Origin of the sequence: Candidatus Pelagibacter communis, from assembly GCF_001179945.1 — a bacterium.
Taxonomy (GTDB): domain Bacteria; phylum Pseudomonadota; class Alphaproteobacteria; order Pelagibacterales; family Pelagibacteraceae; genus Pelagilacustribacter; species Pelagilacustribacter ubique_A.
Window position 1 is genome coordinate 1 of the sequence record NZ_CVSG01000079.1, and the last position, 20,551, is coordinate 20,551.

General features: G+C 30.3%; 23 protein-coding genes, 1 tRNA gene and 1 pseudogene. 15 read left to right on the forward strand and 10 right to left on the reverse strand.

Annotated elements, in window-relative coordinates; all coding sequences use genetic code 11:
* The 3 genes and pseudogenes from AMN78_RS03385 to acs all read left to right on the forward strand — a co-directional run.
* Positions 1-388 (forward strand): annotated as a pseudogene (locus AMN78_RS03385) (tRNA (adenosine(37)-N6)-threonylcarbamoyltransferase complex transferase subunit TsaD); the annotation flags it as partial.
* A complete protein-coding gene (locus tag AMN78_RS03390; protein WP_075534180.1) occupies positions 388-801 on the forward strand; it encodes an EVE domain-containing protein in 414 nt (137 codons plus the stop codon). The pseudogene AMN78_RS03385 and the gene AMN78_RS03390, both read left to right, overlap by 1 nt.
* A 228-nt stretch (positions 802-1,029) precedes the next feature.
* Positions 1,030-2,955 (forward strand): acetate--CoA ligase, encoded by a 1,926-nt coding sequence (gene acs / locus AMN78_RS03395; RefSeq protein ID WP_425304104.1) that lies wholly within the window; start codon positions 1,030-1,032, stop codon positions 2,953-2,955.
* On the opposite strand, the gene AMN78_RS03400 is transcribed toward acs, so the two are convergent.
* On the reverse strand, positions 2,952-3,593 hold the full coding sequence (locus AMN78_RS03400; RefSeq protein ID WP_082254535.1) for a hypothetical protein: 642 nt from the start codon (positions 3,591-3,593) through the stop codon (positions 2,952-2,954). The two genes, acs and AMN78_RS03400, sit on opposite strands and share 4 nt — an antisense overlap.
* Positions 3,594-3,748: 155 nt before the next feature.
* Here AMN78_RS03400 and AMN78_RS03405 point away from each other — a divergent pair, with 155 nt between their 5' ends.
* From AMN78_RS03405 to purH, 6 genes are all read left to right on the forward strand, one after another.
* Complete coding sequence (locus AMN78_RS03405) at positions 3,749-4,006, forward strand: DUF4212 domain-containing protein (RefSeq protein ID WP_075534181.1); 258 nt, start codon at positions 3,749-3,751, stop codon at positions 4,004-4,006.
* Positions 4,006-5,862: a sodium:solute symporter family protein gene (locus tag AMN78_RS03410; protein ID WP_075534182.1), complete on the forward strand. Its 1,857-nt coding sequence runs from the start codon at positions 4,006-4,008 to the stop codon at positions 5,860-5,862. Before AMN78_RS03405 ends, AMN78_RS03410 begins: the two co-directional genes overlap by 1 nt.
* A 76-nt stretch (positions 5,863-5,938) precedes the next feature.
* Positions 5,939-6,274, forward strand: coding sequence for a YggT family protein (locus tag AMN78_RS03415; RefSeq protein WP_075534183.1), 336 nt, complete (start codon positions 5,939-5,941; stop codon positions 6,272-6,274).
* A 44-nt stretch (positions 6,275-6,318) separates the two neighbouring features.
* Complete coding sequence (gene rpe, locus AMN78_RS03420; protein ID WP_075534184.1) at positions 6,319-6,981, forward strand: ribulose-phosphate 3-epimerase; 663 nt, start codon at positions 6,319-6,321, stop codon at positions 6,979-6,981.
* A gap of 3 nt (positions 6,982-6,984) precedes the next feature.
* The gene (locus AMN78_RS03425; RefSeq protein ID WP_075534185.1) at positions 6,985-8,628 is read left to right on the forward strand and encodes a heparinase II/III domain-containing protein; all 1,644 of its coding nucleotides are present in this window, start codon (positions 6,985-6,987) and stop codon (positions 8,626-8,628) included.
* A gap of 2 nt (positions 8,629-8,630) precedes the next feature.
* Positions 8,631-10,181 carry a bifunctional phosphoribosylaminoimidazolecarboxamide formyltransferase/IMP cyclohydrolase gene (gene purH / locus AMN78_RS03430; RefSeq protein ID WP_075534186.1) on the forward strand — a complete coding sequence of 517 codons (1,551 nt, stop codon included), beginning with the start codon at positions 8,631-8,633 and terminating at the stop codon, positions 10,179-10,181.
* Here the strand turns inward: purH and AMN78_RS03435 are convergent.
* The 3 genes from AMN78_RS03435 to AMN78_RS03445 form a co-directional block, all read right to left on the reverse strand.
* Positions 10,178-10,516 (reverse strand): 4a-hydroxytetrahydrobiopterin dehydratase, encoded by a 339-nt coding sequence (locus tag AMN78_RS03435; protein WP_075534187.1) that lies wholly within the window; start codon positions 10,514-10,516, stop codon positions 10,178-10,180. The two genes, purH and AMN78_RS03435, sit on opposite strands and share 4 nt — an antisense overlap.
* Positions 10,516-11,409, reverse strand: coding sequence for an alpha/beta fold hydrolase (locus tag AMN78_RS03440; RefSeq protein WP_075534188.1), 894 nt, complete (start codon positions 11,407-11,409; stop codon positions 10,516-10,518). The genes AMN78_RS03435 and AMN78_RS03440 overlap by 1 nt, the downstream gene beginning before the upstream one ends.
* A gap of 4 nt (positions 11,410-11,413) precedes the next feature.
* Positions 11,414-11,488 (reverse strand) — tRNA-Gly (locus tag AMN78_RS03445).
* A gap of 106 nt (positions 11,489-11,594) precedes the next feature.
* On the opposite strand from AMN78_RS03445, the gene AMN78_RS03450 reads away from it, so the two are divergent.
* Positions 11,595-12,212, forward strand: coding sequence for an LON peptidase substrate-binding domain-containing protein (locus AMN78_RS03450; protein ID WP_075534189.1), 618 nt, complete (start codon positions 11,595-11,597; stop codon positions 12,210-12,212).
* A 2-nt stretch (positions 12,213-12,214) separates the two neighbouring features.
* Here AMN78_RS03450 and rho read toward each other — a convergent pair whose 3' ends face one another.
* The 4 genes from rho to hemE all read right to left on the reverse strand — a co-directional run bounded on the left by rho (position 12,215) and on the right by hemE (position 15,980).
* Positions 12,215-13,489, reverse strand: a complete 1,275-nt coding sequence (rho, locus tag AMN78_RS03455; protein ID WP_075534190.1) for a transcription termination factor Rho — start codon at positions 13,487-13,489, stop codon at positions 12,215-12,217.
* Between the two features lie 65 nt (positions 13,490-13,554).
* On the reverse strand, positions 13,555-13,986 hold the full coding sequence (gene hemJ, locus AMN78_RS03460; RefSeq protein ID WP_075534191.1) for a protoporphyrinogen oxidase HemJ: 432 nt from the start codon (positions 13,984-13,986) through the stop codon (positions 13,555-13,557).
* A gap of 1 nt (position 13,987) precedes the next feature.
* A complete protein-coding gene (hemH, locus tag AMN78_RS03465; RefSeq protein ID WP_075534192.1) occupies positions 13,988-14,980 on the reverse strand; it encodes a ferrochelatase in 993 nt (330 codons plus the stop codon).
* Complete coding sequence (gene hemE / locus AMN78_RS03470) at positions 14,973-15,980, reverse strand: uroporphyrinogen decarboxylase (protein ID WP_075534193.1); 1,008 nt, start codon at positions 15,978-15,980, stop codon at positions 14,973-14,975. Before hemE ends, hemH begins: the two co-directional genes overlap by 8 nt.
* Positions 15,981-16,252: 272 nt before the next feature.
* Between hemE and AMN78_RS03475 the strand changes: the two genes are divergently transcribed.
* From AMN78_RS03475 to dnaQ, 5 genes are read left to right on the forward strand one after another with little or no spacing between them, the layout of a single operon-like run.
* Complete coding sequence (locus AMN78_RS03475) at positions 16,253-17,071, forward strand: pyruvate, water dikinase regulatory protein (RefSeq protein ID WP_075534194.1); 819 nt, start codon at positions 16,253-16,255, stop codon at positions 17,069-17,071.
* Positions 17,068-17,652: a Maf family protein gene (locus AMN78_RS03480; protein ID WP_075534195.1), complete on the forward strand. Its 585-nt coding sequence runs from the start codon at positions 17,068-17,070 to the stop codon at positions 17,650-17,652. Before AMN78_RS03475 ends, AMN78_RS03480 begins: the two co-directional genes overlap by 4 nt.
* Positions 17,649-18,470: a shikimate dehydrogenase gene (gene aroE, locus AMN78_RS03485; RefSeq protein ID WP_075534196.1), complete on the forward strand. Its 822-nt coding sequence runs from the start codon at positions 17,649-17,651 to the stop codon at positions 18,468-18,470. The genes AMN78_RS03480 and aroE overlap by 4 nt, the downstream gene beginning before the upstream one ends.
* The gene (gene coaE, locus AMN78_RS03490) at positions 18,470-19,036 is read left to right on the forward strand and encodes a dephospho-CoA kinase (RefSeq protein ID WP_082254536.1); all 567 of its coding nucleotides are present in this window, start codon (positions 18,470-18,472) and stop codon (positions 19,034-19,036) included. The genes aroE and coaE overlap by 1 nt, the downstream gene beginning before the upstream one ends.
* Entirely contained in the window at positions 19,029-19,688 is a 660-nt protein-coding gene (gene dnaQ / locus AMN78_RS03495) for a DNA polymerase III subunit epsilon (RefSeq protein ID WP_075534198.1), read from the forward strand. The genes coaE and dnaQ overlap by 8 nt, the downstream gene beginning before the upstream one ends.
* Here the strand turns inward: dnaQ and AMN78_RS03500 are convergent.
* Both AMN78_RS03500 and AMN78_RS03505 read right to left on the reverse strand, forming a co-directional pair.
* Positions 19,682-20,101, reverse strand: coding sequence for a protein-export chaperone SecB (locus AMN78_RS03500; RefSeq protein WP_075534199.1), 420 nt, complete (start codon positions 20,099-20,101; stop codon positions 19,682-19,684). The genes dnaQ and AMN78_RS03500 overlap by 7 nt on opposite strands.
* On the reverse strand, positions 20,091-20,513 hold the full coding sequence (locus AMN78_RS03505) for an FxsA family protein (RefSeq protein ID WP_075534200.1): 423 nt from the start codon (positions 20,511-20,513) through the stop codon (positions 20,091-20,093). The genes AMN78_RS03500 and AMN78_RS03505 overlap by 11 nt, the downstream gene beginning before the upstream one ends.
* Between the last annotated feature and the right edge of the window lie 38 nt (positions 20,514-20,551).

Below are 20,551 nucleotides of genomic sequence, written 5' to 3' on the forward strand. Positions count from 1 at the left end.
AAAAATAAATAATAACGATAAATTAAAATTTAGTCTTGCAGCTTCTTTTCAAAATACCATAAACAAAATTCTTTACAAAAAAACAAAGATTGCAATTCAAATGTTTAAAGAAAAAATTAATACATCAGATATTAATTTAGTTGTAGCTGGAGGTGTGGCTGCGAATATTTCGATAAGAGAAAATTTAAAAAAACTTTCAGATGAAATGGGATTTAAAACTGTTTATCCCAATTTAAAATTTTGTGGTGATAACGCTGCTATGATTGCCTGGGCTGGTATTAAAAGATTTAAAAAAAATTTATTAAATAAAATTGATGTCAAAGCCAAATCTAGATGGCCTTTAGATCAAAATGCTCCCTACATGAAAGGGCCAGGTTTAAAGTTATAATGAATTACTGGTTACTTAAGTCTGAACCCGATGTTTGGTCGATTGAGCAACAAAAAAAAGCTGGCATAAAAGGTGCTGCTTGGGATGGAGTTAGAAATTATCAAGCTGCAAATAATTTGAGAAAAATGAAAAAAGGTGACCTATGTTTTTTCTACCATTCAAATATTGGAAAAGAAATTGTTGGTATAGTTAAAGTAATTAAATCAGCGTTTACCGATAAAACTGATAAGGAAAAGAGGTTTGTGGCCGTTCAAGTTAGGTTTGTGATTAAATTTAAAACGGCTATTTCTTTGGAAAAAATTAAAGAAAACAAGAAAATTTCTCATTTACCATTGATAAAACAAAGCAGATTGTCAGTTATGCCAATAGACTATAAAAGCTGGAAAATTATTTGTAACATGGGTAAAGTATAAAAAAATTTAGGGGTATTTGTGGCTAAAAAAAAAAGAAAGAAAAAATCAAAAATAAAAAAGTCTAGAAAAAAATCTAGAAAAGTAAAAAAGTCTAGAAAAATAAATAAGCCTAGAAAAAAAACTAAGAAATCTAGAAAAAGAAAAAAATCCAAAAAAAAAGCTAGAAAAGCAAGGCGAATTATTTTTAAAGCTCCTTCATACTCAAAAGATAGTGACGGTAATTCAGTTATAAGAGTTTCAGATAGTTGGGCAAATCATGCCTACGTGAACGATTCTAAATATAAAAAGAAATATAAGCTGTCCATCAAAGAAAATGACAAGTTTTGGGCTAAGGAAGGTAAAAGAATTACTTGGATGAAAAAGTATACAAAAATAAAAGATGTTAAATACAGCAAAGACGAGGTTAAAATAAAGTGGTATTATGATGGGACATTAAATGCTTCAGCGAATTGTATAGATAGACATTTAAAGAAAAATCCTAGCAAAACAGCAATCATTTGGGTCGGCGATGATCCCGCTGATACAAAGAAAATCTCTTACAAAGAGTTGCACCAAAATGTTTGTAAAGCTGCTAATGGTCTAAAAAGCTTAGGTATACAAAAAGGCGATAGAGTTACAATTTATCTGACAATGATTCCTGAGTTAGCTTATATTATGTTAGCTTGTGCGAGAATTGGTGCTGTTCACTCAATTATTTTTGGTGGTTTTTCTCCTGACTCTATAGCCACAAGAATAACTGATTGCGAATCTGAATATTTAATAACTGCAGACGAGGGGGTTAGAGGTGGAAAAATAATTCCATTAAAAAAAATTGCTGATGAGGCTCTAGATCAATGTCCTGGAGTAAAAAAATGTGTAGTTGTTGAAAGAACTGGAAATCAAGTTGATTGGAATAATGAGAGAGATGTTTCTTATAAAGAGCTTATTTCATCAGTTCCTGCAAAATGCGAGCCTGAGGAAATGAACGCGGAAGACCCACTTTTTATTTTATATACATCTGGTTCTACTGGCAAACCAAAAGGGGTTCTACACACTACGGGTGGATACATGGTTTATGCTTCAATGACTCATCAATATATTTTTGACTATAAGTCTAATGATATTTATTGGTGCACAGCTGACATAGGTTGGGTAACAGGTCATAGTTATATTATTTACGGGCCTCTCTCAAATGGAGCGACAACTATTATGTTTGAAGGAGTTCCAAATTATCCAGATAGCTCTAGATGGTGGCAAATAGTAGATAAGTACAAAGTAAATATTTTTTATACTGCTCCAACAGCAATAAGAGCTTTGATGCGAGAGGGAGATAAGCCAGTAAAAAAAACAAGTAGAAAAACGCTAAAATTATTAGGAACTGTTGGAGAACCTATAAATCCAGAGGCTTGGATGTGGTATTACAAAACAGTAGGAGACTCTAGATGTCCAATTGTTGATACTTGGTGGCAAACAGAAACTGGAGGAATTTTAATTGCACCTCAACCTGGTGCCATAGATTTAAAGCCGGGCTCAGCAACTAAACCTTTTTACGGCATTAAACCAGTTTTAGTTGATAAAGATGGTAAAACTGTAAAAGGAGAAGGTAAAGGAAGACTTTGTATGGCTGCTTCTTGGCCAGGTCAAATGCGAACAGTTTATGGAGATCATCAAAGATTTATAGATACTTATTTTTCTCAATTTGATGGAAAATATTTCACTGGAGACGGATGCAGAAGAGATAAAGATGGATATTATTGGATTACAGGAAGAGTAGATGATGTTATTATTGTATCAGGTCATAACCTCGGAACAGCTGAGATTGAAAGTGCATTTGTTGCGCATCCTAAAGTAGCCGAAGCTGCTGTGGTTGGATTTCCGCATAGTATAAAAGGCAATGGGTTATATTGTTATGTGACTTTAAATGCTGGTGAAAACCCCACAGGAGATTTGGAAAGAGATCTTAAACTATGGGTTAGAAAACAAATAGGTCCAATAGCTACACCTGACGTCATTCAATTTGCACCTGGATTACCAAAAACAAGATCTGGAAAAATAATGAGAAGAATTTTAAGAAAAATTGCTGCCAACGAGCCTGATAATTTAGGAGACACAACAACCTTGGCGGATCCTAGTGTAGTGACGTCTCTTGTGGAGAATAGACAAAATAAAGGTTAATTAAATTTTATATCTTTTGTTAATTTTTTAAACTCATCTTTCATCAATCCCCATTTTAAATGAATAGAGTTTAAGACGATTTTTTTATCAAGTGATTTTAATTCATCTGCAATAGGTGACCAGTAATATAATGCTTGACCGCTTTCCTTAAAGGGATCATCTAAATGATAGTTTAAAAAATTTACTTTATTTATCCTCTCTAAAAAATTTTTTTTACCTCTGTCAAAAATTTCGTCATTTAAACCATTTTTTTTTTCATTTTCTATGATATTTAAAAAGACTTTTTTACAGTCATTCTCTTTTAAGTTTTTTTCTGAAATAAGATAGGAGAAAACATAAAAAGCACAGTCAGCTAATGCGACCACGTAAATGTTCCACTTTGCAATATTAATTGATTTTAGAAAAACCTCATCCTCCATCATCGCAATATACTTAACTCCTATTCTTGTTTTCAAGTAGCCGTATAAAGTGGTTTGTGCAACATGTGCTGATCTTTCTTGAATGAAATTTTCTAAATCTTGCTTGGATTTTATTTTTTTAAAAAGACCAGATATTTTCCAAATTGGAATTACATATTCCCAAATGTCAATTAGAGTGGTTCTAAGAGTGTTTCGCAATTTATCTAAATTCAATTTCACGTTGTATATAAAAAACCCTTTAATTACTTGTCTTATAGCATTTCATATTGGTTTTGGGGTCCTTTTTTCTCTTTAAATTCAACTCATAATCAGTATGCTCCCCAGCAATAAGAGTACTTTTTACGTAAAAAGTTAAAAAATAAATAGGGGGAAATATGTCAAATAAAGACGCATATTGGAATAAGACCAAAAACCATATGATCGTAACATTGGTTCTTTGGGCTTTCTTCTCATTAGTGATCTTCATGTTTGGTTCTGAACTGAACACGATGTCTTTTCTTGGCTATCCATTAGCATATTACATGACTGCGCAGGGTTCACTTCTTGCCTTTGTGATAATTTTGTTTTGGACTGCAAATAAACAAGAAAAAATCGACGAAGAACATGGTTTCTCAGAAAGAGAGGATGACTAATGTTTAAAGGAGATTTTATACAAAACCTTCCTAAAATATACGGTACCTACACTGGTGGCTTTATAGTGTTCATCATTTTGATGGCATTAGCAGAGCAAGCAGGTGTGTCAGCTAAAAACATCGGAGTGATGTTTGTAGCTTTCACGGTATTGATTTATGCCTTAATCGGTTATTTATCAAGAACCATTCAAGTAGATGCCTACTATGTTGCAGGAAGACAAGTGCCAACCGTGTTTAACGGAATGGCAACAGCAGCTGACTGGATGTCAGGTGCATCATTCGTAGCTTTAGCGGGTGGAGTTTACTTTGGTGGCTATACTTATATGGCCTTCTTAGTAGGTTGGACAGGCGGATACGTGCTTGTTGCAACTCTAATGGCTCCGTACCTAAGAAAGTTTGGATGTTACACAGTTCCTGATTTTATCGGAACACGATACGGTGGAAATGCAGTAAGAGCTGCATCAGTATTCGTGCTTTTCATAGCATCATTTACTTATGTAACAGCACAAATTAATGCTACGGGAACAATTGCTTCTAGAGCTCTTGGAATTCCGTTTGAAGCAGGTGTATGGGTAGGATTAATAAGTATCCTTATCTGTTCAATGCTTGGTGGAATGAGAGCTGTAACTTGGACTCAGGTTGCTCAGTACATTGTATTAATCATCGCATACTTAATACCAGTATTCTGGATTAGTTCTAACGTAGGTGGAGGAATTTTCCCTCACTTAATGTTAGGTGATGAAGTTGCAAGACTTGGTGAACTTGAAAAACAATTTGGACTAGTTAAAAACAGCGCCGCAGATATGAAAGCAGCTGGTGTACCAGGAGGATTGAAATATATCTCTGGTTCTCACTCTGGAGTACCTGAAGGTGGAATGGCTGTCTGGAAATACTTATCGTTAGCGATTTGTATGATGGTGGGAACTGCATCGTTACCTCATATCTTAATGAGATACTTTACAACTCCTACAGTAAGAGCAGCAAGAAAATCAGTAGCTTGGTCGCTATTCTTTATTTTCTTACTATACTCTTCAGCGCCTATGTTAGCGACATTGTCTAAATTAGCATTGATGGATCCAAATCTACCAACTGGAATTATCGGAAAATCTATTTCTGAAGTTCAGTCGATAGAGTGGGTACAAAGATGGTCTGAAGTTAAACAAGTATTTATCGCAGACTTTAATGGTGACGGAATACTTCAGTTGAACGAATGGTTCATGAGAGGTGACGTTGTAGTATTAGCTACTCCAGAAGTAGCAGGTCTACCGTTCGTAATCTCAGGACTAGTGTTTGCTGGTGGTATGGCTGCTGCCATGTCAACTGCCGATGGATTAGTTCTTGCGATCTCAAATGCGTTATCACACGACATTTACTACAAGATCATAAATCCAAAAGCGGAAACTGCTAAAAGACTATTAGTTGCTCGTACACTTCTAGTAATAATCGGAGCTGCTGGTGCTTACATAGCCTCATTCAGGCTAACAAGTATCTTAGGTTCGGTTGCTTGGGCATTCGACTTTGCAATGTCAGGTTTATTCTTCCCACTTGTACTTGGTGTATGGTGGAAGAGAGCTACTAGAGAAGGTGCGATCGCCGGTATCATAGCAGGAATTGTATCAGGAACAGTTTACTTAACGTGGGTGTTCCCGAAATTCTCAGTTCCAATATGGGGCGGTGTAAATACTCCTTTCTTAGGTATTGACCACTTAAGATTTGGTTTAATTGGAGCACCAATTTGTTTAGTTGTAATGGTAGTAGTCAGTTTAATGACTAAAGAACCAAGTCCAGCTACACAAAAATTAGTAGACGATACAAGAATACCAACAGGTAAGGCTATTCTTGGTAAGCAACACTAATTAACAATTACTTAAAATTAAAAGGGGCGATTTATTCGCCCCTTTTTTTTTACCTAAATCATGGTAATTTAGAAATATGATACCAACTTGGGCAATAGTTTTAGATTATACACTCGGAACAATAATGTGGACTTTAATTGGCCGTGCATTCATGAATATTTTTCAAAAAGAGGATTCTACATTTTTTTTCATGAGAATATTTGTAAAAACTACTAACCCTATAATTAATCTATTCAAATTCATTACTCCAAGTTTCTTATTTGGGCCTTTTATAGCCTTATACGTTGCATGGTTTTTTTATTTATTCAGATTTTACGCTATGCCTTATATTCTTGGTTATGATGTTTGGGGAATGCTAGCATTTCCTTTAGAGAGCGATTTTTCAAGACAATTATATCAACTGTTCAATTAATCTTATTTTTTTGACAAAATTTAAGATTAAAATATAAATGTAGAATGAGCAGTCTAATCAAAATCTCACCATCTATTTTATCAGCTGATTTTAGTAAATTGGGAGCAGAAGTTATTTCTCTGGAAAAGGCAGGTGCTGATTATATACACATTGATGTAATGGATGGGCATTTTGTGCCAAATCTCACTATTGGCCCAGAAGTAATTAAAAAACTGAGACCTCTAACAAAAAAAGTATTCGATGTTCATTTAATGATTTCTCCAGTAGATAATTTTATTAAAGACTACGCTAATGCAGGAGCGGATATCATTACCTTTCACCCTGAAGCAACTAAAGACACTTCTAAAACCATAGAATTAATAAAAAAAGAAAACAAAAAAGTTGGAATTTCTCTTAAACCAAAATCAAGCATTGATTTGATAAAAGATCATCTAAGTGAAATTGATTTAGTTCTAATAATGAGCGTTGAACCGGGATTTGGAGGACAAAAGTTTATGCCAGAAGTATTAGAAAAAACAAAAAAACTAAAAGAAATTATTAAGTCAAAAGGCTTTAATATAGACATTGAAATTGATGGAGGGATTAATTTTGAAAATTGCTCATTAGCAAAGCAAGCTGGAGCAAATATTCTTGTTTCAGGATCAACTATTTTTAAAGAGAACAAGGGCGATCTTAAAAAAAATATAGAAATTCTTAGAAAAAATTAATAGATGTTTGGCTTTAAAGGTGCCTATTTTTATTTAGTTGCTGTTCAAATAACTTTTATCAAATTTTTTAAAAAAATTTATTTCCTATCTACACATTATAACAACTCTTTAAAGACAAAAATACCTACTCAAGTTTTTTTTAATCCAAACCCATTTTTATTATCTCTTATTTCTCCTTATAAAAAAAAATCATTTAGATTTAATGAGATAAGTATTAATGACTTTTGGGTGGAAGGTAAAAATAAAAATATTTATGATCATCATAATTTTTTATGGTTGAGTTTAATTGATAGAAAGATAGATGGTAAGAGTATACAGAAAATTATTTATCTATGGATGTTTAAATATTCAAAATTTAAACGAAGAGTTTGGGAAAACTCTACTTTAAGCAATAGAATTATTAGTTGGATCCTTAATATTGATACTATAATTAATAATGGAACGTTTGAATTTAAAAAAAATTTTTTTCAAAATATAATTTTGCAATGTAATCATTTAAAAAAAAATATAGGGTTTGAAAAAAATCCTCAAAAAAAAATCGAAGCGTTGACTGCACTAATATTATCAGGAATAATTTTTAAAGAATATGAAGAAAATTATAATTTTGGTATTAAAGCTTTAGAAAAATTTGTTAATTCATACTTTGATGATGATGGTTTCCCATTAACTAGAAGCCCAAATGACCTTATATTTTTTACTAAATATTTTTTATTATGCCATGAAAACATAAAAGATGCCCAGCAATATATTCCTGAATTTCTGAATGAAATTATTCAAAAAAATTTGATATGTATTAAATTTTTTAAAACTCCAAATAATCAAACACCGCTTTTCAATGGGGCTTCTGAAAAAATGCTTGATCATTATGAAAAATACCTTGAGGATTTTAAAGTAAGTAAAAAAAATAAAAAAGAAATAATCGGAGGTATTTTCTATGCAAAATCTAAACAACAAGTTCTATACTTTGACATTGGTGGACCCCCTGGTAAAAATTTCTCAAAAAATTATCAATCAGGTCCTCTCTCTTTTGAGTATTTTTTAGATGGAATAAAAATAATTACCAATTGCGGATTTGGAAACAATATCTCACCCAAAGCAGAACTTATTAGTCGATTAACTGCTAGTCAGTCTACATTAACTATTAATGATACTAGTATAACAAAATTTGAGAGGAATAAACTAATCAATAGAGTGTTTGGAAATTCAATTAAAAACACTTTTAAAACAATTGATTTAAAATTCAAAACTGACAAAGATTTAATTGGTTGTTCAGCCTCTCACAACGGATATGAAAAAAACTTTAATTGTATTCATAAAAGAGAAGTTTATCTTGATCAAAATAACAATAAATTAAATGGTGTTGATCATATTTTTAAAAAGAAAGATGGAATTCCAATAAGATATGTACTAAGATTTCATTTAAATCCTGAACTCTCTGCCGTAAAAACAATTAGTGGAAATAGTGCTTTAATACAAATATCAAAGAATAAATCACTTATTTTTACAATTAAAGATGAAGAACTTGAAATAGAGAAGAGTATTTATTTAGGAGGAAAAAAAATATTAGATAATACTTGTATTACTATTTCTGGTAATCTAGTAAATAAAGATAAGTTTTTTAATTGGGAAATTAAGAAAAAAATCTAGTAATGAATTTAAAAATCAAAAGTGCCTTGGTTTCTGTATTTGATAAAGAAAATATTCCCATCTTATTAAAATGTCTAAAAAAACATAATATCAAAATTATTAGTTCTGGAGGGACTTATAAATCTATAAAAAAACTTGGATACGATTGTATTGAATTATCTCAATATACTGGATTCAAAGAAATGCTGGATGGGAGAGTAAAAACTCTTCATCCAAAAATTCATGCTGGAATTTTACATGACAGGAAAAATAAAACTCACAAAAGTGAAATGTCTGAGAAAAAGTTTCCCTCGATAGATTTGATTGTTGTTAATTTTTATCCATTTCAAAAAGTAGTTTCCGAGACTAAAAATCCAAATAAAATTATTGAAAATATAGATATTGGTGGGCCAACAATGGTTCGTGCTGCAGCAAAAAATTTTAAGAATGTAACAATAGTCACAAATAAAAATGATTATTCCTCACTGATAAAAGAGTTAGAAAAAAAGAACGGAGCAACCTCATTAAAATTTAGAGAGATTATGTCTTCTAAAGCATTTGGTTTAACTGCATACTATGACGCTATGATTGCTAATTGGTTTAACAATAAATTAGATATTCGATTTCCAGAAAGAAAAACTATCTTTGGACGAAAATTTAAAAATTTAAGATATGGTGAAAATCCACACCAAAAAAGTTCTATTTATATTAACGATTATGAAGATAAAAAACTTGGATTCACTCAAATTCACGGTAAAGAATTGAGTTATAATAATTTTAACGATATGTTTGCTTCTTTAGATATCCTTGCGTCTATTAAAGGGAAAGCTGGAACAGTAATTATTAAGCATGCAAATCCTTGTGGCGTTTCAGAACATAAAAATCCTATAAACTCGTTTAAAAATGCATATGCATGTGATCCGATAAGTGCTTTTGGCGGAGTTATAGCGTGTAATTATAAAATTAAAAAAAATATTGCGCTAGAGATAAATAAGAATTTTTTAGAGGTAATACTTGGTAAGGGTTTTGATAAAGATTCTTTGAAAATTTTAAAGAAGAAAAAGAACTTAAGAATAATAGACATATCTAAATTCAAGCCTAAAAATATTTCGTCAATTAAAATTTTTGATGGATCTTTTTTAATGCAAAATAAAAATAAGATAATCCTTGATAGAAAAAAAATTAAATGTGTGACAAAACTAAAACCCAGCAAGAAAGAACTAGCAGAAATAGAATTTGCTTTTAATGTATGTAAGTATGTTAAATCTAACGCAATCGTTTTATCTAATAATTTTTCAACTATTGGGATTGGAGCAGGTCAGCCAAGTAGGCTCGATAGCTGTAAATTAGCAATACAAAAAGCAAGGCAATTTAAATCAGAAAAAATTAAAAATTCGGTTGCCGCTTCAGATGCCTTTTTTCCTTTTACAGATGGTGTACAAGCTCTAATAAAAGCAGGTATAAAAATAATAGTTCAGCCCGGAGGATCAATAAGAGATCAAGAAGTAATAAGTGTTGCTGATAAAGCAAAGGTTAAAATGCTATTCACAAATATTAGACATTTCAATCATTAATTAATTTTGTCTATTTTAGCAGCTAAGATAAAATCACTTTCTGCAAGACCTTTTATTGCATGTGTGAAAATTTTTACCTTGCAATAACCCCAACCAAAATTAATATCAGGGTGATGATTTTCTATCTCCGCAATTTCACTTATTTTGTTTACAAATTTTTGGCTTTCTACAAAGTTTTTAAATTTAAATTCTTTAATTAAATAAAAGTTTTCTTCTTCGCCTTTTTTTACTTCCCAATCATCTACTTTTTTTAAATATTTATGTATCTCGCTTTTATCAAAGGGAGGGATATTACCGTCGCATGCAATACACTTTTTTTTTGAAAGATCAGACATTATAAAAAGTTTTTTAACCAGTTAATAACTTCTTTAGGTTTCTCCTCTTGCAAATAATGCCCGCAATCAAGGCCTTCACCAATTGGTTTTGAATTACTATAATCTCCCCATACGTTTAAAACATCGCCCCAAACTTTTCCAGTATCACTTTTGTTACCCCATAATACTAAAAGAGGGCAACTAATCTTATTCTTTTTTTCGTAGTCGATGTTATCCATATCTAAATCACATGAAGGTGATGCTCTATAATCTTCACATGACCCCCTAATAGTTTTATAATTAAAACATTTAACATATTCATCTAAAGTTTCTTTACAAAAATCTAAACTTGCTCCTCTCTTTGAAAGCTTTTTTTTCATATAATAATCAGCTGGTATTGAAGATAGCATTTTTTCTGGAAGATCATAAGGTTGCATCATTAATAACCAATGCCATTTAGAAATTGACCAACCTTTTTTTTGGACGGTCCAAATATGTCGATTTGGCATGATATCAAATACTGCTAATTTTTTTACTTTTTCACGAGCGTCTAAAGCCATCCTATGTGCTGTTCTAGCTCCTCGATCATGACCGACTAAGTTAAATTTGTCAAAACCTAGAATTTTCATTAAATTAATCTGATCATTTGCCATTGCTCTAAAAGAATAATTTAAATGGTTTTCACCGCCATCCTCTGGACCTATGCTTTCTCCGTATCCTCTTAGATCCGCAGCTACAATATAAAAGTCATTTTTTAATTCTTCGGCTATCTTATGCCATGTTACATGCGACATAGGATTTCCGTGCAATAACAGTAATGGCTCTCCAGACCCACCATGTCTAAATGCAATTTCTGCTTTTCCAAAACCTTGATTTTTAATAGTAACTTTTTCTTTTTTAAAATTTGAAAACATAATATGGAGCGGGCAAAGGGACTTGAACCCTCGACCTTCTCGTTGGCAACGAGACGCTCTACCACTGAGCTATGCCCGCTTATAAATCATTGTTGAAAGTATTAGTTTTTTTCTGTTTAAGCAATAGACAAAATTTGCAAATAATGTCACTACCAGTAATATAAAATTTTTAATATATTAAATTTATGAAATCATTTCCTAAAATAATTCCAGTTTTTCCTCTCAGTGGGGTGATCTATTTTCCCAAGACTAATTTACCTTTAAATATTTTTGAACAGCGTTACTTAGATCTTGTAAATGACACTTACAAAAATAATAAGCTCATGGGAATGGTTCAATCACAAAAAGATGGAAATCGAGTTTATAAAATTGGATGTTTAGGTAAAATTAGTGACCTTAAAAAAAGTGAAGATGGAAGAATATTAATAAATCTCACTGGAATTACTAGATTTAAAATACTGGAAGAGGTTGAAAATAAAAAATTGTATAGAGAATTCAAAGTTGATTATAAGAGTTTTGAGGAAGACCTTAAAGATCCATCAGGTGATTTAGACACAGATGATCTTATGAACAAAGCCAAAGCATTTTTTAGAAAAAATGGATTATTATTAAACTGGAGAGAATTTGAAAAATTAGATAAATCTCAAAGAATAAATACTCTATCAATGATTTCACCAGTTACTAACGAAGAAAAACAAAAACTTTTAGAAGCTATAACAATAAAAGATAAAGTTAATACTCTAAAAAGCATTATAAGTTTTTACTTACATGAAGTAAATTTTAGTAACCAAACTGTTCAATAAAACTAGTTAGCAGACTTATTCATTGAGTCAAAGAAATCAGAATTGTTTTTCGTATTTTTTAATTTGGAAATTAAAAACTCTATCCCATCCATAGTGCCCATAGGGCTAATAATTCTTCTCAAGACATTCATTTTAGATAGTTCATCTTTTGCAAACAACAGTTCCTCTCTTCTTGTTCCTGACCTGGTAATATCTAGTGCTGGATAAATTCTTTTATCGGCAACTTTTCTATCCAGGATTAATTCAGAATTACCTGTTCCTTTAAATTCCTCAAAAATTACTTCATCCATTCTACTTCCAGTATCTATCAAAGCAGTTGAAATAATTGTAAGGGATCCACCCTCTTCTACATTTCTTGCAGCGCCAAAAAATCTTTTGGGTCTTTGCAAAGCGTTAGCGTCAACACCTCCAGTTAAAACTTTACCTGAACTTGGTATAACAGCGTTGTAGGCTCTACCTAACCTTGTAATTGAATCTAACAAAATAACTACATCTTTCTTATGTTCGACCAATCTTTTTGCTTTCTCGATCACCATCTCTGCAACGGCAACGTGCCTAGAGGCTGGCTCATCAAAAGTTGAGGCTACAACTTCGCCTTTAACGGACCTTTGCATATCAGTAACTTCTTCAGGTCTTTCATCAATCAACAAAACCATTAAATAACACTCTGGATGATTGGCGGTAATTGACTGAGCGATATTCTGAAGAATTATTGTTTTACCAGCTCTTGGTGGTGAAACAATCAAAGATCTTTGTCCTTTTCCTATTGGGCTCACAAGATCAATTAGTCTAGCAGTGTTATCTGGTTTTTTTTCAATTTTTGATGTTTCCACTTCCAATTTAATTCTCTCGTTTGGGTAAAGAGGTGTCAAATTATCAAATGCAATTTTATTTTTTCCTTTATCTGAGTCATCAAAATTTATTTTATTTACTTTTAAAAGAGCGAAGTATCTTTCAGCGTCCTTTGGCCCTCTAATCTCTCCCTCAACCGAGTCACCAGTTCTTAAACCAAACCTCCTAATCTGGCTAGGGCTTACGTAAATATCATCTGGTCCGGGGAGATAATTTGACTCAATCGCTCTTAAAAAACCAAAGCCGTCTTGTAAAACTTCGAGAACACCAATGGCTGTTATTTGCTCATTTTTTTCGGCCAATTTTTTTAAAATAGCGAATAAAATTTCCTGCTTTCTTAAAGTACTTGGATTTTCTATACCAAGTTTTTCAGCTTCAATAATAAGCTCTGCAGGATTTTTTTGCTTTAGTTCTTGTAAATTCATGTGATTATTTAGTTTAGGAAATGTTATGAAAATATATGTCTTTTTAGAAAAATTTCAACCCCTAATTATAAAGGTTTAAAAATAACAACAAAAATTACCACAATTAGTATTATTGTAGGTATTTCATTGTATATTCTAAAAAATTTTGATGTTTTCTGATTATTGTTTAAGGCAAAATCATTTAAATATTTTCCTAATGTAAAGTGATAATAAGTAAGAATAATCACTGCAACGGTTTTTATTTGCATCCACAGTTCTGAAAAAATACCGAAGCCAAGACTATGAATAAGTAAGAGGCCAAACAACCATGAGATCAACATTGCAGGCATCATGATATAATTATAAAGTTTTCTTTCCATAGTCTTAAAGACTGTTTTTTGAGACTCATGGTCAGCTTCTGAATGATAAACAAATATTCTTGGAAGATAAAGGAGACCTGCCATCCAAGAAATGACAGATATGAGATGCAAGGATTTAAAAAGAAGATATATGTTCATTCTATAAATATTTGCTTACTAATTTTTCAAATAGTTTAATATGTTCCGAATTATCATTTAAGCAAGGAATTAAATCAAAATTTTTACCACCTTTTTCAATAAAGCTTTCTCTTCCTTGGATGTTTATTTCCTCTAAGGTTTCAACACAATCAGAAGCAAAACCAGGACAAATCACTAGTAAATTTTTTATTCCTTTTTCCGGTAATTTTTCTATAGTTTTATCCGTGTAAGGCGTAAGCCATTCTTGTGGGCCGAATCTTGATTGAAAAGTTGTCTGGATTTCAACTTTGTTAAACTTTTCTTTCATTAGTCTCGTTGTTTTATGACAATAGCAGTGATACGGGTCTCCCTTGTCAAAATAAGATTTAGGAATTCCATGATAAGAAGAAATTATCAAGTCAGGTTTCCAATTAATTTCACTAATTTTTTTTTCAATACTAACAATCAAAGCATCGATGTATGAAGGATTGCTCTCATAGTGTGGTATTATCTGTAGACTTGGTTGCCATCTCATCTTCATTAATGATCTGTAAATTTCATCACAAACAGTAGCAGTTGTTGCTGCAGCGTATTGGGGGTAAAGAGGTAAAGCTATTATATTTTCACAACCTTTATCTCTCATTGTAACCAGCTTAGATTTTATACTTGGATTCCCATATCTCATTGCAAAATCTACTATTATATTTTCATTTCCTATTTTTTTTTTTAATTTCTGAGATTGTTGTTTTGTAAAATATAATAATGGGGACTCGTTGCTTTCCTTTCTCCAAATTTTTTTATACGCGTGCGCAGTTTTAGAAGGTCGAAAAGTAAGAATAAATAAATTTAAAATAATTTGCCAGATTATTGGATTAACTTCTATAACTCTTCTATCAGATAAAAATTCTTTTAAATATTTCCTTATATCCCACCAACCAGTTGAATCTGGTGTTCCAAGGTTAATAATTAAAACTCCAGTTTTACCAAATTGAACTTCTGGGTGATTTTTATCCATTAAATTTCCTATAAAATTTTATTAATCTACTTACTTTATCAGGATCTGTTTCAGGAAGTAACCCGTGACCTAAATTGAAAACATAAGGAATACCCTTAAATGTTTGAATATATTTAGTCGCCCCCCTAATAATATCTTCGTCAGCTTTTAGTAATATATTGGGATTTAGACCTCCTTGAATAACTACATTTTTTAACTTTTCTCTAGCCCAAACGGGGTCAATTTCTGGATCTATATTAATTCCATCTGGTTTCACAATTTTATTAAAATCCTCATATTTTTCTTTTATTCCTTTAGGGAAACAAATGGTAGGTATTTTTTGTTTTCTACAAAAATTTAAAATTTTTTCATTAGGCATGAAACAATATTCACTTAAATTCTCTTTGGGAATTAAGCCTGCCCAAGAATCAAAAACTTGTATTACATCTGCTCCAGCGTTTATTTGATTTTTTATATGAATGCATAAAAAGTTAATCAAAATTTCTATTATTTGATTAAGTAATTTTTTATCATGAAGCTTTAGTAAATTTAGTTCTCCTTGGCTCTTTTTCAAGTTCAACATATAAAATATTAGGGTCCATGGTGCCCCAATAAAAGAAATGAGCGACTTACTTTTTGTTAATTTTTTTCTCGTAATATCTATTGCTTTATAAATTGGGCTAAGTTTGTTTGAAAAATCATTTTCTTCGATCTTCAAAAATTCATTTAAATTAAAATCACCAAGTTTTGGTCCAAAACCTTTTGTAAATCTTACATCTTGTCCTAATGCATATGGCACCATTAAAATATCAGAAAAAATGATTGCTGAGTCTAAATCAAATCTTTTAATTGGTTGTAATGTAATTTCAGAGCTCAACTCACTATTTAGGCATAATTTGATAAAATCTTGGTTTTTAGATCTAATTTTTTTAAACTCTGGAAGATACCTACCCGCTTGTCTCATAAACCAAATAGATTTACAATTGGTTTTATTTAGTAAGATCTTATTAAGATTGCTCATATTATATAAAAGTTTTTTAAAAGTATTGTTTGGGTAATTGGCCCTGTTTAATAGACATATAACTATTTATACAATTTTTATACATAGAAAGATGTATAACTTTTATCAAAAAATGATATTTTGAAGACTTTATTATTCTTATAAACATTAGTAAAACAACATTATCAACATCTAATAAAATGTTTAAATATTGTTAATTAATGTTAATTTTTTTTACCCTTATAAATCAAAAAGTGAACAAGTTTATTTATTAATTATTTATCAACATATATATGAACCAAAAATACAATGTATATCTTGTGTCTGATTCTACCGGTGAAACCTTAGATAGGATATTTCTTTCTCTTAAATCGCAATTCTCTAACTTTGAATATGAAAAAAAAGAGTTTGCTTTCGTTAGAACTGGACAACAGATAGATAAAATAATTAAAGAGTGTGTGGAACAAGAAAACTCATTAATTTTATATACAATAGTAGAAACTAAACTGGCAAAATATATTGCAAATCAAGCTGAAAAGAACAACGTTCCATGTTTCGGCATTCTAGGTAATCTTATTCTAAGTTTTTCAAAATTGCTTAATCAAAAAGCAATTCATAAACCTAGTGCACAACACGTATTAGATGATGATTATTATAAACGTATTGAAGCTATTCAATTCACTATGTCACATGACGATGGAAAGAAAGTAGATGATGTAAATGATGCAGATGTAATTTTGTTAGGTGTAAGCAGAACTAGTAAAACACCTACCTCCATCTATTTAGCTAACAGGGGATACAAAACTATTAATATACCTCTAGTGCTAGACCAAAGAATACCACCGAACTTAACATCTGAAACAAAGGCATGCGTTATCGGTCTTGTAGCAGACCCTGAGCGATTAGCTGATATTAGACGAAATAGAGTTGCTATCATGAAAGAAAATCAGATTAAAGATTACACAAATTTAGACTTTATTAGAAAAGAGGTAAATGACTCAAAAAACCTTTTTAAAAAAAACAACTGGCCAATAATAGATGTAACAAGAAGATCTGTTGAAGAAACAGCTGCATCTATTTTAAAAATAATAGAAATAAAAAAACATACATGAAATTAATTTTGGCCTCAAAAAGCGGGGTAAGAAAAAAGATCTTAGATGACAACGGCATTGACTCCGATGTAATTGTTTCAAATGTAGACGAAGACGAAGTAAAAACATCCCTTCTTAACGAGGGAGCAGATCCGTTGATAATTTCTAAAAATTTAGCAGAAATAAAATCTATAAAAGTAAGCAGCAAAAATCCTGATAGAGTGGTCTTAGGAGCAGATAGTGTAATTTCTTTAAATAATGAACTAATTAATAAACCAAAAAGTCGAAACGAGGCATTTGATATTTTAAAAAAATTGAATAATTCAAAACATTATTTAATAAGCTCTGTTTGTATTTCTAAGAATGGAGCAATGATATGGAACCATACGGACTCTTCTGAGTTGAAAATGAAAAATTTAACAGATGAACAGCTTTTAAACTATTTGAATAAAATTAAAACTGAAACCTTGTTAGCGTATGGTGTCTATCAAGTCGAGGCCGAGGGTTTAAGATTGTTTGAGTACATAAAAGGTGACCACAACTCAATTATGGGTTTGCCTATTAAAGACATTATCAACTATATTAATAAATATAAAAAATGACAAAAAAATACGGGATAATTGGAAACCCAATAAAACATTCTCTATCTCCCATTCTACATAATTATTGGTTTAAGAAATACAAAATAGATGCAAATTATTCAATAATTGAAACTGAAAACAGTGAATTACCAAATCTAATAAACAGAATTAAGAATAAAGATTTAATTGGTATTAATATTACACTTCCATATAAACAAAAAATTGTCCCACATATTGACGTTCTCATCAATGACGCTGAAATTACAAGTTCAGTTAATACAATTTTTTTAGATGATAAGGGAACAATTGTTGGAGAAAATACTGATGTTTATGGGTTACAAGCAGCTTATTTGAAAGAGGTTGATGATATTAGTAGAAAGAGCGCTTTAGTTATAGGGGCAGGAGGAGTTTCGCCATCAGTAATATTATCTCTTGAAAAATGCGGAGTGAAGAATATTTCTTTAGCAAATAGAACGGAAGATAAGTGTATTTTTTTAAAAAAAAAATTTAAATACCTAAACATAATAAATTGGGCAAACTTAAAAAATGAGTTGAAAAATTACGATATTATTATTAACGCAACAAGTTTAGGTCTTAAAAATGGACAAGATTTTAATTTCAATTTTGATCAAGTGAAAAACAGCTTAATTTATATTGATACAATTTATAATCCTTTAGAGACTAAAACTTTTAAATATTTAAAAGAAAGGAATATTAGAGTATTTAATGGACTTGAGATGTTTATTTATCAGGGACAAAAAGCTTTTTATTTATGGACTAAAATTAATCCAGAAATTGACCAAAAATTAATCGAACTCTTGTTGTCTAAGTTAAAATAATGATGAAGGTTGGTATTACAGGTTCTTTAGCTTCAGGAAAAACAACAGCTAGTAAAATCTTATCAGCAGGCAGAGGACCTCTCTTCAGTGCCGATGAAGTTGTTAAAAAACTTTACACAAAAAATAATTTTAAAAAGGCTATCGTTAAAAAACTTAATTTAAAAAACTCTTCAAATATTAAAAAATTAATAAAAGAAAAAATCAAGGATGATAAATCAAATATTCTAAGGCTTGAAAAAATTATTCACCCTTTAGTAAGGAAAGAGATGCAAAAGTTCATAAAAAAAAATATTAAAAAAAAATTTATTTTCCTCGAAATACCCCTTCTTATTGAGAGTAATCTTACAAATATTTTTGACATTATTTTTTACATCAAAGCAAAAAAAATTATACGGTTAAAAAGATTTAAACGTAAAGGTGGAAAAAAATCCATTTTTAATATTTTAAATTCGAAACAATTAGGTGATGTTAAAAAGGCTAGATATTGTGAACATGTAATTGTTAATGAAAAAAATATTAAGATTTTAAAAAAAAATTTATTGGATATATTTAAAAGATATGAATGAAATATTTTTAGATACAGAGACAACTGGCTTATCATTTAAAGATGGACATAGAATTGTGGAGATTGCCTGTATTGAAACAAAAGATTTAATTGCTACTGGAAATGTATTTCATCGATTAATAAATCCTGAGAGAAATATCCCAGAAGAAGCTTTTAAAATTCATGGTTTCTCAGAGAAACTTTTAAGCACCAAAGAAAAATTTGATAAAATATCAGATGAATTTTTAAAATTCATTGATGGAAAAAAAATAATCATTCACAATGCATCTTTTGATTTAGCTTTTTTAAACGGCGAACTGAGCGCATTAAATAAAAATATAATAGATCCAAAACAAGTTGTAGATTCTCTTGAAATTGCAAGAAATAAGTTCCCTGGTATATCTAATTCTTTAGACGCCCTATGTAAAAGATTTAACATCGATATTTCAAAAAGAACTAAACATAATGCGTTACTTGACTGCCAGTTATTGAGAGAAGTGTACATTAATTTGTTAGACGTGAAGGAACCAAAGTTTAATTTATCTGCTAAACATCCAGAACAAAATTCAATTAATGACAGAAGTTATAATAAAAAAGTATTAGAAATTTCTAGTAATGAATCCAACATGCATAAAGAATTTTTAAAAAAAGAATTAAAAAAAAACTATTATTGACTTTTTTTCATATTATAAAGACTAAGAAAATCAACATTTTCACTAATTTTTACATCTTTAAATCCTGAATTTTCAAATAAACTCACAAATATTCTTCTAAGCTCACCATAAATTTTCGACGGAACATCAACTAAAATAATTTTTTCTAATTGACTTTTTTCTACTTTGTCATTTTCTAACTCAATAATTGTAGCAAATATAATTTTAGTATTAATTATCTCAAAATTTTCTTTAGTGGGTGATAAATTAAGGGAGGTTAAAATTTCAATAATATTATGTTTAATTCTATTACTTTTTATATCAATATTAATTTTGTAGTTAACGATATCTTTTGATAACAAATAAAAAGTTTTTGTATTTGGAATATTAAAGTTTAATTCTTTAATATATTTACCGATAATTTTATAACTCATCTTTATCTTTGTTAATTATTTCCCCATCAATCGTTTTAATATTATGTCTAGTTTCGTTTGTTTTTTTTCTTTTTCTAAATATTATTCTTAATAAAATTTTCCTAGAAAAAGGAAATAATAGAATAAATCCAACACTATCAGTTAAAAAACCAGGGATGATCAAAAACAATGCAGCACAGGCTATAGATGCACCAGACATCAATTCAAAAACTGGAGCCTTATTTTGATAAATATTTATAATTCCAGACCTTAAAGTTTGAATACCTTGTATTCTAGCGTAGTAAATACCTATTATCGCGGTTAGAAAAATAAGAGATATCGTGTTAAAGGCACCAATTTGCTCACCAATTTTGATCATAATAAATATTTCTAGAGCAGGTAACCCTATTAAAATTAAGAAAAATGTGTTCATTTGTCTGATACAAAATTATATTATTCATGTATATTTAT